The following is a 15,682-nucleotide window of genomic DNA, read 5'->3' as shown; positions in this document are numbered from 1 at the left end:
GGATTGCTGTGCAGAAAGGAGAGAAGCGGCAGAGGGATATTCCAGAATATCAACCGGGGGATAAGATATACAAGTTATTTAATCATAATAAAGTACGTATTAAAGGTAAAAATGAAGAATTTATCATAGAAATTGCCAGATTAAAAAGTAAATAATTTATTGTTTAACCTGGGGCCCTGGGCCGGAAAATTTATTTTTCCCGGCCCATTTTTTTCTGTGGGAATTAACAAAGAGCTATTCATGTATTCAGCACCTTTAGCGAATGATGAGAGTATTTAAAAAATTTTAATCTTTCTCTCTGGTTCTATGCCTGGGGAAGGATTGATGGTCAGATGTATGATTTGAAATCTTCAAAAATAGGAGGAGAGTTATAATCATGAAAATCAAACAGTTGATAGAAAAGATACCTGGTGGGATGATGATAGTTCCTTTAATTATAGGGGCTTTGTTCAATACCTTTTTCCCACAGCTACTTAAGATAGGTGGGTTTACAACTGCCATTGCTAGTGGGGCACTTCCCCTGATTGGGGTGTTTTTAGTTTGTATGGGGGCAGGGCTTAGTGTTAAGGCAGCCCCTAAAGCGGCTAAAAAGGGTTTAGTTATTACAGCGACTAAGTTTTTAGTGGGGGTAGCAATCGGCTTATTAGTATCTAAATTCATAGGGAATAATCTATTTGGCTTATCTTCGCTGGCCATAATTGCTGCTATGACCAATACTAATGGTGGACTATATGCAGCCTTAACAGGTGAGTTTGGTGATGAAACAGATGTAGGGGCCATAGCGATTGTTTCAATTAATGGTGGTCCTTTCTTAACCATGATTGCCCTGGGGACAGCGGGTATTGCTAATATACCTTTTATAAGTCTAGTGGCAGTTATTTTACCAATTATTGTAGGGATGATTTTAGGTAACCTTGACCAGGAGTTAAAGGAGTTTCTAAGCAAAGGTGGTGCTATGTTAATTCCCTTTTTCGCCTTTGCCCTGGGGGCAGGTATTAATTTTAGCATGTTAATTAAAGCAGGACTGTCAGGTATATTATTAGGGGCAATGACCAGTATTGTAGGTGGATTTTTTAACATTATGGCTGACAAGAAAACAGGAGGTACTGGTATTGCTGGAGCAGCGGCCTCTAGCACGGCAGGTAATGCTGTAGCCACACCCCAGGCAGTTGCTGTTGCTGACCCGGCAATCAAGTCACTGGCAACTTTAGCTACCCCACAGGTAGCTGCTTCAACGATAACCACAGCCTTACTAACTCCTGCCATTACAGCTTATATGGCAAAACGGGTTAATAATCATGGTGATACTATAGAGAGTGAAGAGAGTGCAGCAAACGAAGCTGGAGGTTGATAAAGATGATAACACAATTAGCAGTAATTGCTGATGATTTTACTGGTGCTAATGACACAGGGGTACAGTTTAGTAAAAAGGGATTAAAGACAGTCGTAATTTCTAATTTGGATAATCTACCAGCAATAGACGGTTCTTATGATGTTATTGTTGTAGATATAGATAGTAGATTTGATAGCAAAGAAAGGGCATATAAGAAAGTCTTTAGTACTGTCCGGGCTTTAAAAGATATGGGGGTAAATTATATTTATAAGAAACTAGATTCTACCCTGAGAGGGAATATCGGCTCAGAAATAGAAGCAGCACTGGAAGCCGGCAGCTATAATTTAGCAATTGTTGCCCCGGCTTTGCCTGCCAATGGACGGGTTACTATTGGAGCTAATCAGTTAGTTCGTGGTGTACCACTAGAAAGAACAGAAATAGCCAATGACCCGGTAACTCCGATTAATTGTTCCTATATACCTGATATTATCAGGGGACAGACAGATAAAAAAATAGGGACTATTGCTTTAAAATATGTACTTAAGGGTAAAGAAACATTAAGGAAAGAGCTTACTAAGAAAATAAATCAAGGTGTGCCAATACTGCTCATTGATGCAGTTGCAGATGAAGATCTGGATTTGATAGCTAGTCTACTAGGATTATTAGAAAAGGATTATCTATTAGTAGGTTCCGCAGGTTTCGCTGAGAGTCTGCCAGTTGCTTTAGGCTTAATTAACAGGGAAACAGATAAAAAAACAACAGGTGTAATAGTAGGAATAGTCGGAAGTGTTAGTAAGGTAAGCAGAAGACAGGTTGAATACGCAGAGAAGAAATTAAAATTAAATGTAATTGATGTGGATGTAGAAAATCTCCTAAAAGGTGAATATGAAGAAGAATTAACTAGAATAATTACCAGGGCTAAACAATTTATCAAGGAGAAAAGAGGAGATATTATAATCCGCTCTGCCAGGAGTAGGGAAGTGGTTAAGAGAGTAAAAGAGATTGCTCATCAGAGGGGAATGAATAGTTTAGAGATTAGCAATCTGATTGCTCATTTCCTTGGTACTATTGCCAAAGAACTCTATCTGCACAAAAAGGTTCAAGGGCTTTTACTAACTGGTGGAGATATTGCTGTTAAATCAGCTTCATTAATTGGGGCTGAGGCAACAATAATTGACAATGAAGTTTTACCAGGAATTCCTGTGGGGACATTTAAAGGGGAAAATCTTCCTGCAACCCCGGTAGTCACCAAGGCAGGCGGTGCGCCAAGAAAAGAGCATATCATATAGTAGGTGGGATTCCTACTGAGGAAGGTTTAGCAAACCACTCATAGCGAGTTTTGGACATTTAATGGGTAACCATAGATGTTAAGCGTAAACAGTTAGGTAGTAGGCGGTAAGCATTTAGCTGAAGGGATTGAGCCTCGAAATCTTGGAGATTGGGAAAGGCCGATGCTGTCGACTGAGCAGAAGGCAACATTATAGTATTCGATAAGCGAGAATACAATAACACCCCGGGGTCGGAGACCTCCGCATGCTATACATAGATATGATATTGTTAACTTGGGAGGCCCTGTAATTTCTACGCAGAGAGATAGGATGTAACCAAGCGATAACAAAGTAAGGACATCTAATATTACAGGGAGTCGGATAATCGCATAGTACCGAGGAAGCAGAGTAATGCCTGTGGATGGGAAGGCGATTACACAAGATTAATCTTAAAAGGGAAACATATTCTATACACAGAGATAGGTGAAAATGTGGAAACGAAACTTGCAAGAATAGCTGAAGTAGCTAGAAATAGACCTAATGAAAGATTTACATCACTAATACATCTAATTAATTATGAATTGATAGTCAAATGTCATCATGAACTAGCTGGAAACAAAGCAGCTGGAGTAGATGAAGTAACAAAAGCGGAGTATGGAAAGAATCTTCCAGGGAATGTTAAGAGCTTAATAGCTAGAATGAAAAGATGGGCATATAGGCCATTACCTGCGAAAAGGGTATATATTCCAAAAGAAAATGGGAAGAAGAGACCGCTAGGGATTCCAGCATACGAAGACAAACTAGTTCAAAAGGCACTATCAAAGATTCTAAATGCGATATATGAAGAAGACTTTCTTGAATGTTCATTTGGTTTTCGTCCAGGAAGAAACTGTCATGATGCCTTGAGAATATTAGGAAGAATAGTTAACAGAGATGATATTAACTATGTAGTTGATACAGATATTAAAGAATTCTTTGATAATGTAGACCACGGGTGGATGATGAAATTCATTGACCATCGAATTAAAGATCCTAATATACAACGACTCATATCGAGACTTCTTCGAGCTGGAGTCATGGAGGCAGGAATAAAATATGACACTCCACAAGGAACACCGCAAGGTGGAGTCTGTTCTCCAATTATGGCGAATTTATATCTACATCATGTTGTTGACCTATGGTTTAATAAAACAATGCGTAAAGAGTTAAAGGGTAAAGCTTACATGGTGAGATACGCAGATGATATAATATTTTGCCTACAGTATAAAGAAGATGTAAAATACTTCTATAAAGCAATGAAAGAAAGAATATCCAAATTCGGTTTAGAGTTATCAGAAGAGAAAACTAAGATAGTAAATGTATCTGCTGATGATGACAATGACACATTTGATTTTCTTGGATTTACCCATTATATGGGTAAATGTAAGGATGGAATCAAACGACTAAAGAGAAAGACAAGTAATAAGCGACATCATCGTAGTATAATGAGATGTAAATCCTGGCTAAAATATAATAGAACTCTTCCAGTAAAAGAACTAATGAGGAAGTTAAACAGAAAACTAACAGGAACATACAACTATTATGCAGTATCAGATAACAGCAAAAGTATTGATAGCCTGTATGATGAGGTTCAAAAGCTAGTTTATAAATGGTTAAACAGACGCAGTCAAAAGAAAAGCTTTGACTGGGAGAAGTTCGAAATATTCTTGGAGAAATATCCTATTGTCAAGCCAAGAATAAAAGTAAATTTATATAGATTAGGTGCTGGTGCTAGTTATGTTAGGTGAATAATCGAGTGAAGAGCCGTATGCCTAAATAGGGCACGTACGGTTCTGTGAGGAGTTGGGGTTGTAAAGCCCCGCTTACTCGACCTTTTGGTGACAAAGAAGCAATAGTAGAGATATTTAATTATTTGAGGAGGAGGGGCTAAACTTGGTGTCTACTTTTGTATATGGTATAACTATGGGGGATCCGGCAGGTATTGGACCTGAGATTATCTTAAAAGCCATTAAGAATCAAAAGATTCAAGGGCTGGGACAACATATGGTCATAGGTGATGCAGGAGTATTGGAACATTTCTACCAATTATCCGAACTTCGGTAGACCATGGAACAGCCTTTGATCTAGCCTGGCAGGGAATAGCCATAGAGACTAGCCTGGTAGAGGCTGTTAAACTGGCTAGAGAAATGTCTTTAAATAAGTAACTGTTTGATTAAACCTGGAAGAATTATAAACCTATTGTAAGGAAATTTACTTACAATGGGTTTTGTTATGTCAGAGTTAAAGTATAAATTTTTATTCTTATAAGTACAAAAGATAACTGTACTTGTCTATAATGTTGATAGCACAAATTTCCTAAAAATATGTTAAAATACAAAAGGAGATTTGTGTTTTTTGTTGAATATAGTATAATGGTTAGCGAATAATATTTGGAAGGGTGTTAGTGCTTTGGAAGAAAGAGACAATGAATATAGCTATGGTGAATATGAGATAGACTTAAAGGAATATGTATTGCTTTTATGGAGCAAAAAATGGCTTATACTAACGATAACCATCACAGCCTTGCTGCTGGCTGGCATCTATACTTTTTATATTGCAGTACCAGTCTATCAGACTGAGGCTTCACTTATCTTAAGTAGTCTGAATAATACCCAGGCCTTGATTAACCTAGAGGTAAATGGTGTGAATTATCTAAAGGATAGGAAGGCTAACCTGTCGAATAACAAATACAGTGATGCCAAATTAGCTGTGGAATATTTTGCAGGTAATGAATTTGTACAGAATAATAGGATAGACCTTAAGGAAAACAAACTGAAAGTTGAACAATCAAAAGGTACTAACATAATAAAACTGACTTTAACAGGAAATGACTCTGAAGAGATACATCAGAATTTAACAGAGATAGCAAATGTATTTAAAAAAGAAGCAGACCAGTATTATAACAAGATAATAGCTAGTAAACAGGCATATCTGGATGAAATTAATGATGATATAAATACTTATAACAATAGGATAGCAGAAACCAATAGCAGATTAAATACACTACCAGCAAATATTAATAGAGGGACAGAAGGTCTTATCCTGCAGACAGGCCTATCTGACCAGTTAGCCTGCTATCTGCAGTTGAGGAAAGACTTGAGGGAAAAGAAATATAAACTAGAACAGGAATTAATGGCTTCTCATCCAGTTGAGATAATAGATAAAGCAGTAGTACCTACCTCAGCCATTAAATCGAGAAAGAAATTGAACATGGCTATTGCAGGGGTTTTGGGGTTAATGATAGCTTTTTTTATGGTGTTTTTTGTGGAGTTTATGAGGGAAGATAGGGATTAAATTAAGAATAATAATTTCACAATATTAACGTTAACCAAATAGAATGGGTGAGTATATGAAAAACTTACTAATAATTGGTGCAGGTGGTGCTGGGAAACATTTACTAAGTGAACTCTTAAAAAAAGATAAGAAATTAGGGTATAATATTATAGGTTTCCTGGATGCTGACTCAAAAAAACACGGTATGTCTATTAGTGGATATAAAGTCCTGGGGCATCATGATAATATTATGTTTTATATTAAGAAATATAATATTGATGAGGTAATAATTGCTACTACAGCAATTAATCATAAAGATTTAGACAGACTATATAGACAGGTTAATAAGGCAGAGGCTAACTTTCGTGTCTTACCCCCTATTGAAGAGCTATTATTAAATGAACCCTTTACTAAACAATTAAGAGAAATTAAGGTAGATGATTTATTAGGTAGGGATACAATTAATATAAATAGTCAAAGTGTAAAAGAATATTTGAAGAATAGGATTGTGCTTGTTACAGGTGCTGCTGGGTCTATAGGGAGTGAGTTGTGCCGTCAGATAGTACGATATGAACCAAGCAAGTTGATATTATTGGATATTAATGAAAATGATTTATATTTTTTAGATTTATATATACAGCGGCATTTTAAAGTAAAGACAAGCGTAGAAATATGTAATATTAGAGAACTGTATAAATTAGATTATTTATTTAATAAATATCAACCAGATATTGTTTTTCACGCTGCAGCCCATAAACACGTACCCCTTATGGAAAAAAACATAGAAGAGGCTGTTAAAAATAATGTATTTGGGACTGAAAATATAGTAATTTCAGCAGACAAATATAATGTAGCTAAATTTGTTTTAGTTTCAACTGATAAAGCGGTTAATCCCACAAATGTAATGGGTGCGACAAAAAGGCTGGCGGAGTTGATTATTGAAAAATATAGCAAGCTATCCAGCACAAAGTTTACAGCAGTAAGATTTGGCAATGTACTGGGTAGTAATGGGAGTGTGGTACCCTTATTTAAAAGCTTATTACAAGAAGGTAAGGATTTAACCGTGACACATGAAGAAGTAAGCAGATACTTTATGACTATACCCGAGGCAGCTCAACTTGTATTAGAAGCAGGGTATATTGCTAACGGTGGTGAGGTATTTGTTTTGGACATGGGTAAGCCTGTAAGAATAATGGATTTAGCAAAGAAGATGATAGAACTATCTGGACTAGAACTTGGCAAGGATGTAAATATTAATATAACTGGTTTACGGCCAGGGGAGAAGTTATATGAAGAATTACTGTATGATGCAAAATCATGTCAAAAGACACAAAATGAAAGAATATATATTGCTAAGTTAAAAAAAGAAGCTGTAAATATTGACCAGGGATTAAAAGAACTTAAAAAATTGTTAGATACATTTGATAGTAAAAAAATGAAATTAAAATTAAAAGAATTGGTACCTACCTATCAAGAGGTTGATTATAATATTAATGGGGAGATTGCTAATGAATATACCGTTATCAGTTCCTAATTTATCTTTAGATATACTGAATAATATTAAGGAATGTATTGAAACCGGCTGGGTTTCTACAGGTGGAAGGTTTATTAATGAATTTGAAAATAAAATAGCAGATTATATTGGGATAGAAGAAGCTGTAGGTGTACAGAGCGGTACAGCAGCACTTCACCTTGCCTATCAATTGCTAGGAGTAGGCCCAGGTGATGAGGTAATTGCTCCAACGGTGACTTTTATTGCTGCAATTAACCCTATTACCTATTTAGGGGCAAAACCTATCTTTATGGACTGTGATGATTCCTTAAATATGGATTTAGATAAACTAGATGAATTTTTAAGTTCACAGTGTGAAATTACTCCGTCTGGAACAAAGAATAAAAAGACTGGAAAAATCATCAAAGCCATCTGTGTTGTCCATGTATTTGGAAACCCAATTGATATGGCAAGGGTAATGGAAATAGCCCAAAAATATAAATTAAAGGTAGTCGAAGATGCAACTGAGGCCCTGGGTTCTTTTTATACAAAAGGCAAATATAAGGGCAAACATGCAGGAACCATAGGTGATATAGGGATTTACTCCTTCAATGCCAATAAAATATTAACCACTGGTGGTGGAGGAATGATTGTTTCTAGTGATAATGATTTATTAGAAAAAGCTAGATTCCTTTCTGTCCAGGCTAAAACTGACCCTCTTTATTTTAAACATGATGATATTGGTTATAACTATAGATTAACAAATATTGCAGCAGCCTTTGGAACAGAACAAATAGATAAACTAGAGGAATTTGTTGAAATAAAGAAAAGGAATTATAATTTATATCAAGAAATAATAAATAAAATAGATGGACTTGAACTTTTAGCATTTAATAAAGGGACAAGACCTAATTACTGGTTTTATTCACTTATAGTAGATAAAGATAAATATGGAATTAATAGAGATAAACTATTATGCGAATTAAATGAAGTCGGTATTCAGGCAAGACCACTCTGGGGTCTGATAAGCAGACAAAAACCATACCAGGACTGTGAGGCTTATAAAATTAACAAAGCCAAATACTATGTTGATAATCTACTTAATATACCATGTAGTACTAATCTGACAAAAGAAGAAGTTTGTCAAGTTGTGGATAAGTTAAAGTCATTCAGAGCTAAAGGTGATTAGATGAAAAAGCTATTTATTTATGGGGCTGGTGGCTTAGGTAGAGATGTATTTCAAATAGTTTCTACAAAGACAGATATAGAAGTACTTGGCTTTATTGATGATTTTAAAGCTGGGAATAAAATAAGTGGTATAAAAATATTTAATTATGATGCTGTTAAAAATGATTATAATGACTGTTTTATAGTCTTAGCTTTTGGGGATCCTATATTAAAACATAAAATACATCAAAAAATAAAAAAAGATAATGTTAATTATATATCAATAATTTCAAAGCAATGTTTTGTAAGTGAAGATGCTAGAATGGGTAAGGGTTGTATTATTTATCCTGGGACTATAATTGCTTCTAATGTATGTTTAGGTGATAATGTTGTTATATCTGGGAATACTTCTATTGGACATGATGTAGTTGTTAGTGATATGAGTTTTATTGGGTTTAACTGCTCCATAGGAGGTAATACAAAAATAGGTAAAAATAATTTTATAGGTAGTGGTTCTCATATAAAAGATGAATTAAAAATAGGAGATAACAATATTATTGGTTTAAATAGTAAAGTTTTAAAGTCATTGTCTTCAGATAAAATTTATTATAGTGAAGTAAAAAAAATTGTAAAGAAGAATAATAAAACAGGGGTATTTTAATTATGAAAACTGTGTTCATAGGTACTGTTGAGTCCAGCTATGCCGCATTAGAAGAATTATTGAGAAATAATATTGATATTGATGCTATTTTTACTCTGGATAAAAATAAATATAATTCTGATTTTAAAAGGCTAAAACCTTTGGCTGAAAATGCAGGTATAAAGACATATTTAATAAAAAATATAAATAATCAAGAAAATATAGAAAGATTAAAGCAAATAAAACCGGACTTTATTTTTGTTATTGGGATATCTCAAATTGTCAAAAAGCAGATATTAAAAATACCTAAATATGGTTGTATAGGTTTTCATCCTTCTTTGCTCCCTAAAAATAGAGGGAGGGGTGTTATACCATGGACTATTTTAAGAGAAATAAAAGAAACAGGGGTAACTCTTTTTTATCTTGATGAAGGAATGGATAGTGGGGATATAATTGCTCAAAAAAAAATAAATATAGATGAGAGAGAAACAGCTAGAACATTGTATGATAAAGTTATAAAAGCTTTGAAAAAGGTAATAAGAAATAATATTAATGATATTTTGCAAGGTAATATTAATTTGATTAAGCAGGATGCTAATAAAGCAACATATTGTGCCAAGAGAACTCCACGTGATGGGATTATTGATTGGAATAAATCTGCTTATAATATAGATAAATTAATTAGGGCAACTACTAAGCCTTATCCAGGGGCTTACACTTATTACAAAGGTAAAAAACTAATTATTTGGAGTTCAGAACTATTAAATAAAGACAATCATATTGCTAAACATGGACAAATAGTTGAAATAATTTCTGGAAAAGGTGTAAAGGTAAAAACAGGAGATGGACTATTACTTATTCATGAAATAGAGTATCTAGGAAAGTTTATGATTGCTAGTGAATTATTTGAGTTTCCTGGTATTAAATTTGATGATTTATATGATTTGTATTTGCAGTTAAAACAAATTAATATTACTTGATTGGGATTGGGGGTTAATATTTAATTATGAAAAAAGTATTAGTAATAGCTGCTCATCCTGATGATGAAGTCTTAGGTGTAGGGGGAACAATAATTAAGTTAGTAGAAAAAGATTATGAAATATATACCTATATATTAACAGACGGTTCAAGTACTCAGTATTATGGTGATACTAAAAAACTAAACCAAAAAAAAGAAGAAACCTTTAAAGCAAATGACATTTTAGGAGTTAAAGAAGTTATTTTTGGAAATTTGCCAGATATGAAATTAGATACAATTTCTCATGTTAAGATTAACAATGAAATAGAAAAAATCACTAATAAAATTGAACCAGAAATAATATTTACTCATCATTCAGGTGATGTTAATAAAGATCATAAATTGATATTTGAATCAACACTTGTTGTTTGTCGTCCTTTACCAGGTAATAATATTAAAAAAATATATTCCTATGAGGTGCCTTCTTCGACTGAATGGGGAGATAACAAAACAAAAGATTATTTTATTCCTAATATATATGTTACTTTAAATAAGAAACAAATAAACAAAAAATGTTTAGCTATGGAGAAATATAAAACTGAATTAAGAGATTATCCACATCCTAGGTCGCTTAAATCAATTATTAATTGTAGTCAACATCGTGGTAATCAGGTAGGTTATGATTATGCAGAATCCTTTATATTAATAAGGGAGTTATCTTAATGACAAAAATTTTTATAATAGCAGAAGCAGGGGTTAATCATAATGGCAATCTAGAAACAGCAAAAAAATTAACAGAAAAAGCAGCCTGGGCAGGGGCAGATGCTGTGAAATTTCAAACCTTTAAAGCCGATAATCTGGTAACAAAAAATGCCCAAAAAGCTGAGTATCAACTTGAAACTACTGAAAAAAAAGATAGTCAATATACAATGTTAGAAAAACTTGAAATAGATTATGAGGCACATAAAGAGTTAATTACCCATTGTAGAAAAAATAATATCATCTTTCTTTCTTCTCCTTTTGATTTAGAAAGCATAGATTTATTGTTTAATTTAGGAATGAAGATATGGAAAATACCGTCAGGAGAAATAACAAATTTACCTTATCTGAAAAAAATCGGTGGATTTAAAGATAAAGTAATATTATCTACCGGGATGTCTAATCTGGGAGAAATAGAAGCCGCCCTTGATGTATTAAGAAAAGCAGGCACAAGTGATATAACTGTCTTACATTGTAATACAGAATATCCAACACCATTAGAAGATGTAAATTTAAAAGCCATGCAGACTATTAAAGATGCTTTTAAAGTTAAAGTAGGGTATTCAGATCATACCAGGGGAATAGAAGTTCCCATAGCTGCAGCTGCTATGGGAGCAGAAGTAATCGAAAAACATTTTACTTTGGATAAAACAATGGAAGGACCTGACCATAGGGCCAGTCTTGAGCCTGAAGAATTAAAAGAGATGGTAGATTCTATTAGAAATATAGAAAAGGCTATGGGTAATGGTATTAAAAAACCTTCTAAGTCTGAATTAAAAAATAAAGAAATTGCCAGGAAGAGTATTGTAGCAGCTAGAGATATTAAAAAGGGAGAAAGGTTTTCTGAAAAAAATTTAGCAATTAAACGTCCTGGTTGTGGTATTAGCCCTATGCAGTGGGAAAATGTACTTGGGAAAATTGCTAGAAGGAATTACAAAAAAGATGAGATGATAGAGTTATGAGAAAGAAGAAGGTTTGTGTAGTAACTGGTACAAGGGCAGAGTATGGGTTATTAAAACTATTAATAAATAGAATAAATGAATCTAATATTTTAGAATTACAGTTAATTGCTACGGGAATGCACTTATCACCTGAGTTTGGACTAACCTATAAGGACATAGAAAAAGATTGTTTTAATATTGATGAAAAAATAGAAGTACTATTAAGTTCAGATACCTCAGTAGGCATTTCAAAAGCAATGGGTTTAACCCTGATTAGTTTTTCAGAAGCCTATGCAAGGTTAAAACCTGATTTAATAGTCATTTTAGGGGATAGGTTTGAAACATTTTCTGCTATGGCAGCAGCTGCAGTTGCTAAAATACCTGTGGCTCATATTCATGGTGGAGAAATAACAGAAGGTGCTTTTGATGATTCTTTTCGCCACAGCATGACCAAGATGGCATATTTGCATTTTACTTCAACAGAGGAATATAGAAAAAGGGTTATACAATTAGGAGAAGAGCCGGCTAGGGTTTTTAATGTTGGTGCATTAGGGGTTGAAAATATATTAAATATAGATACATTATCTAAAAGTAAATTAGAGAAAAAATTAAAGATAAAATTAGGCAATAGATATGTTTTAATAGTATTTCATCCAGTAACACTGGAAAAGAATACAGCCAGTAGTCAATTTGAAGAAATATTAAAGGCATTAAATGATTATGATGAAGAATTAACTAAAATTTTTATAAAAGGCAATTCTGATACTGATGGTCGAGTTATAAATCAAATGATTGATCAATTTACTGATAAAAATAAGAATGCTTATAATTTTACATCTTTGTTAATTGAGGATTATTTAAGTTTATTAAAACATAGCTATGCTATAATTGGTAATTCTTCTAGTGGTATTTTGGAAGCTCCAAGTTTTAAAGTGCATACTATTAATATAGGCGATAGACAGAAAGGTAGAATTAAGACTAATTCAGTATTAGATTGTGGACCTAAAAGTGAAGATATTCTTAAATGTTTAAAGTTAATTGGAGAAAAGGAATATCACAATAGCTTTAAAAAAATAGTTAATCCCTATGAAAAACATGGTACTTCAAAAAAAATATTAAAAGTTATTGAAGATAGATTAAAAAGTGGTAAGATTAATTTAAAGAAAAAATTTTATAATATATCATTTGAGGTGAAAATATGAAAATAGGTTATTTAGTTACGGCTAGATTAAAATCAACAAGATTACCAAAAAAATTATTATTAAAAATTAATGGCACAGAAATGATAACTTATATGATACAAAGATTAAAATACTCTAAAGCTATAAATGAAATAATCATTTGCACTTCAACTAATGTTCAAGATAAACCATTGGAAAAGATAGCAAAAAAGCTAAAAGTTAAATGTTTTAGAGGTAGTGAAAATGATGTATTAAAGCGATTATATAATGCGGCTGTTAAATTTAATTTAGACTATATAGTAAATATTACCGCAGATTGCCCACTAGTTAGCATTGAGTATGTGGAGAGAATAATAGATTATTATAAAAAAAATAGTGATGTTGATCTAATTCGTGTCTTTGACTTGCCTCATGGAGCGTATTCTTATGGGATAAAACCAAAAGCAATAAAAAAAATACTTTCATTTAAAAAGAGTAGCGATACAGAGGTTTGGGGTAGGTATTTTACAGATACTGGGAGATTTAAAGTAATTGATTTAGAAGTGGATGCAGAACACAAACGACCTGATTTACGTATGACCCTGGACTATCCTGAAGATTTTGAGTTTTTTAAAATAATATTCGAACACTTTAAAGAAGATATTTATACCCTCACACTTGATGATATTATTAATTATCTAGATAATAATAAATCAGTGGTAGATATTAATAAAAATTGTGAGAAACTTTATAAAAAGAGATGGCAGTCGCAAAATAAATTGGAGGTATAGATGAGTGAACATATTAATAGTAGGAATAGGGTCTATAGGCACAAGATATTTCAAGATATTAAAAAAATTAGGGAATTATAATATTTTTGCACTTAGAAGTGGAAAAGGAAACAATTATCACAAAGAAAGACATAAAGGGTTATCATCTATATATTGTTTTGATGAGATTAATAATAAGAATATTGAGCGCGTTTTAATAACTAACCCTACTAATTTACATTTAAACACAATGAAAAAGTGTATGAAATATAAATGCCCTATTTTTATTGAGAAACCATTAGCTGATAATTTAAATTCAATTTATAGTTATTATAATATAATAAACGAGTACAAACCGAAGATTACGGTTGGTTATGTCTTAAGGTTTCATAATTTGTTTATTAAGTTAAAAGAATTATTACAGAATAAAGTGATTGGGAATATAGTTTTATCTAATATGAAGGTTGGTCATTATTTAAAATATTGGCATGAATATGAAGACTACAGGAAGGTATATTATTCTCAAAAAAAATTAGGCGGTGGGGCAATAAGAACACTGTCACATGAAATTGATTTATGTTTATTTTTATTTAAGAAGCCTGATAATGTTTTTGGGGTAGTTAAAAAGATTAGTAATTTAGAAATAGATGTTGATGACTATGCTATGATAAATATGGAAATTGGAAATATGGTAGTTAATATTGAAATGAATTATCTTGAACCTGAGTTAATTCGAAAAGGAGAAATATTAGGAACTGAAGGAAAGATAACGTATGATTTTGTTGAAGGTATAATAAAGCTAACAAAGTATGGGATAGAAAATGAGACTGTTTTTAAATATAAAGGTAAGGAATATGATTTAATGTACGAAAGACAGATGGATTATTTTTTAAATAATACAAATTATACCAAAACAGGTGATATTTATTCTGGAATTACAGTAATGGAGGTTATAGATGCTGCAGAAAAATCAAATAAAACTGGGAAAAGAGTTGATATAAATGGATAATTTGTTTGATTTAGAAAATAAATCGATAGTTATTTTTGGTGGTAGAGGTTATTTAGGTACTCAGTTTACTGAGGTTTTGCTCAAGTATGGTGCTATAGTGCATAGTGTTGATATTAAAGATGTTAATAAAACTAACACCAATAATATAGAACAATTAAAAACAGAATATCCAAATAAACTTTGTTTTTATAATTGTAATGCTACAAATAAAAATGAAATTGAGCAAGTCAGAGAAGAAATAAAAGAAAAGGGTTTTCAAATTGATGTATTGATAAATGCAATCACTCAAAAGGGTGAAGATTTTTATAAACCTTTTGAGAAGGTTTCTTTAGAGGGATGGAAAATAGGAATAAATGGTAATCTAACGGCTGCTTTCTTAGCCTGTCAGGTTTTTGTTCCAGATATGGTTGAGAGTAAACAGGGTTCAATTATAAATATTTCTTCTATTTATGGGATTGTTGGTAATGATCAAAGGATTTATAGGGGTTCTAATTTGGATAAATGTTATTTAGATAATGAAAGTATTAATAGTGATGATGAGGAAGAACAAATTTATTCACATCCGGTTTATCCTGCTGCCAAAGGAGGAGTGATAGCTTTAACAAAATACTTAGCTGCTTACTATGGAAAATATAATGTGCGGGTTAATGCTATATCTCCTGGAGGTGTTAGTTATCCAGAGGAGTCAGAGAGTTTTATAAAGAATTATTCAGATAGAACTCCTTTAGGAAGAAAAGCAAGACCGGATGAAATAAATGGAGCTATTATATTTTTATCATCAAGAGCATCGTCATATGTAACAGGACACAACTTAGTTGTGGATGGGGGTTGGACTATATGGTAGATTGGGGTAACAGTCTTAATTTTTTGAGG

Annotated in this window: 16 protein-coding genes and 1 pseudogene; all 17 read left to right on the top strand. The window is 32.6% G+C overall.

Going from position 1 to position 15,682, the window contains the following annotated elements; genetic code table 11:
* Positions 1-8 precede the first annotated feature (8 nt).
* The 17 genes and pseudogenes from GM661_RS18180 (at position 9) to GM661_RS18100 (ending at position 15,653) form a co-directional block, all read left to right on the top strand.
* Positions 9-155, top strand: a complete 147-nt coding sequence (locus GM661_RS18180; RefSeq protein ID WP_164522049.1) for a hypothetical protein — start codon at positions 9-11, stop codon at positions 153-155.
* Positions 156-376: 221 nt separating this feature from the next.
* Positions 377-1,351, top strand: a complete 975-nt coding sequence (locus GM661_RS18175; protein WP_230868072.1) for a 2-keto-3-deoxygluconate permease — start codon at positions 377-379, stop codon at positions 1,349-1,351.
* Between the two features lie 5 nt (positions 1,352-1,356).
* Positions 1,357-2,622 (top strand): four-carbon acid sugar kinase family protein, encoded by a 1,266-nt coding sequence (locus tag GM661_RS18170; RefSeq protein ID WP_230868071.1) that lies wholly within the window; start codon positions 1,357-1,359, stop codon positions 2,620-2,622.
* A gap of 470 nt (positions 2,623-3,092) precedes the next feature.
* The gene (ltrA, locus tag GM661_RS18165) at positions 3,093-4,388 is read left to right on the top strand and encodes a group II intron reverse transcriptase/maturase (protein WP_230868070.1); all 1,296 of its coding nucleotides are present in this window, start codon (positions 3,093-3,095) and stop codon (positions 4,386-4,388) included.
* A 148-nt stretch (positions 4,389-4,536) separates the two neighbouring features.
* On the top strand, positions 4,537-4,704 hold the full coding sequence (locus tag GM661_RS18160; protein WP_230868069.1) for a hypothetical protein: 168 nt from the start codon (positions 4,537-4,539) through the stop codon (positions 4,702-4,704).
* Positions 4,680-4,805, top strand: a pseudogene (locus GM661_RS18155) (4-hydroxythreonine-4-phosphate dehydrogenase PdxA); the annotation flags it as partial. The gene GM661_RS18160 and the pseudogene GM661_RS18155, both read left to right, overlap by 25 nt.
* 244 nt (positions 4,806-5,049) lie before the next feature.
* On the top strand, positions 5,050-5,934 hold the full coding sequence (locus GM661_RS18150) for a Wzz/FepE/Etk N-terminal domain-containing protein (protein ID WP_230868068.1): 885 nt from the start codon (positions 5,050-5,052) through the stop codon (positions 5,932-5,934).
* 55 nt (positions 5,935-5,989) lie between these two features.
* Positions 5,990-7,447, top strand: coding sequence for a polysaccharide biosynthesis protein (locus GM661_RS18145; protein WP_230868067.1), 1,458 nt, complete (start codon positions 5,990-5,992; stop codon positions 7,445-7,447).
* Entirely contained in the window at positions 7,422-8,594 is a 1,173-nt protein-coding gene (locus GM661_RS18140) for a LegC family aminotransferase (protein WP_230868066.1), read from the top strand. The genes GM661_RS18145 and GM661_RS18140 overlap by 26 nt, the downstream gene beginning before the upstream one ends.
* Positions 8,595-9,233, top strand: coding sequence for a NeuD/PglB/VioB family sugar acetyltransferase (locus GM661_RS18135; protein ID WP_230868065.1), 639 nt, complete (start codon positions 8,595-8,597; stop codon positions 9,231-9,233).
* Between the two features lie 2 nt (positions 9,234-9,235).
* Positions 9,236-10,192, top strand: coding sequence for a methionyl-tRNA formyltransferase (locus tag GM661_RS18130; RefSeq protein ID WP_230868064.1), 957 nt, complete (start codon positions 9,236-9,238; stop codon positions 10,190-10,192).
* 26 nt (positions 10,193-10,218) lie between these two features.
* Positions 10,219-10,893 (top strand): PIG-L deacetylase family protein, encoded by a 675-nt coding sequence (locus tag GM661_RS18125; protein ID WP_230868063.1) that lies wholly within the window; start codon positions 10,219-10,221, stop codon positions 10,891-10,893.
* A complete protein-coding gene (gene neuB / locus GM661_RS18120) occupies positions 10,893-11,891 on the top strand; it encodes an N-acetylneuraminate synthase (protein WP_230868062.1) in 999 nt (332 codons plus the stop codon). Before GM661_RS18125 ends, neuB begins: the two co-directional genes overlap by 1 nt.
* Complete coding sequence (neuC, locus tag GM661_RS18115; RefSeq protein ID WP_230868061.1) at positions 11,888-13,072, top strand: UDP-N-acetylglucosamine 2-epimerase; 1,185 nt, start codon at positions 11,888-11,890, stop codon at positions 13,070-13,072. The genes neuB and neuC overlap by 4 nt, the downstream gene beginning before the upstream one ends.
* Positions 13,069-13,821, top strand: a complete 753-nt coding sequence (locus GM661_RS18110) for a cytidylyltransferase domain-containing protein (protein ID WP_230868060.1) — start codon at positions 13,069-13,071, stop codon at positions 13,819-13,821. The genes neuC and GM661_RS18110 overlap by 4 nt, the downstream gene beginning before the upstream one ends.
* A 4-nt stretch (positions 13,822-13,825) precedes the next feature.
* Positions 13,826-14,809, top strand: coding sequence for a Gfo/Idh/MocA family protein (locus GM661_RS18105; RefSeq protein WP_230868059.1), 984 nt, complete (start codon positions 13,826-13,828; stop codon positions 14,807-14,809).
* A complete protein-coding gene (locus GM661_RS18100) occupies positions 14,802-15,653 on the top strand; it encodes an SDR family oxidoreductase (RefSeq protein ID WP_230868058.1) in 852 nt (283 codons plus the stop codon). The genes GM661_RS18105 and GM661_RS18100 overlap by 8 nt, the downstream gene beginning before the upstream one ends.
* Positions 15,654-15,682: the final 29 nt, after the last annotated feature.

Source organism: Iocasia fonsfrigidae, assembly GCF_017751145.1.
In the GTDB taxonomy this organism is placed as follows: domain Bacteria; phylum Bacillota; class Halanaerobiia; order Halanaerobiales; family DTU029; genus Iocasia; species Iocasia fonsfrigidae.
This window is presented reverse-complemented; position numbering and strand designations above follow the sequence as displayed.

Bases quoted from the DNA above. Each gene is read 5' to 3' on its own strand.
- GM661_RS18175 (WP_230868072.1), top strand. From the start codon at position 377: ATGAAAATCAAACAGTTGATAGAAAAGATACCTGGTGGGATGATGATA.
- GM661_RS18170 (WP_230868071.1), top strand. From the start codon at position 1,357: ATGATAACACAATTAGCAGTAATTGCTGATGATTTTACTGGTGCTAAT.
- GM661_RS18145 (WP_230868067.1), top strand. From the start codon at position 5,990: ATGAAAAACTTACTAATAATTGGTGCAGGTGGTGCTGGGAAACATTTA.
- GM661_RS18140 (WP_230868066.1), top strand. From the start codon at position 7,422: ATGAATATACCGTTATCAGTTCCTAATTTATCTTTAGATATACTGAAT.
- GM661_RS18135 (WP_230868065.1), top strand. From the start codon at position 8,595: ATGAAAAAGCTATTTATTTATGGGGCTGGTGGCTTAGGTAGAGATGTA.
- GM661_RS18130 (WP_230868064.1), top strand. From the start codon at position 9,236: ATGAAAACTGTGTTCATAGGTACTGTTGAGTCCAGCTATGCCGCATTA.
- GM661_RS18125 (WP_230868063.1), top strand. From the start codon at position 10,219: ATGAAAAAAGTATTAGTAATAGCTGCTCATCCTGATGATGAAGTCTTA.
- neuB (WP_230868062.1), top strand. From the start codon at position 10,893: ATGACAAAAATTTTTATAATAGCAGAAGCAGGGGTTAATCATAATGGC.
- neuC (WP_230868061.1), top strand. From the start codon at position 11,888: ATGAGAAAGAAGAAGGTTTGTGTAGTAACTGGTACAAGGGCAGAGTAT.
- GM661_RS18110 (WP_230868060.1), top strand. From the start codon at position 13,069: ATGAAAATAGGTTATTTAGTTACGGCTAGATTAAAATCAACAAGATTA.
- GM661_RS18100 (WP_230868058.1), top strand. From the start codon at position 14,802: ATGGATAATTTGTTTGATTTAGAAAATAAATCGATAGTTATTTTTGGT.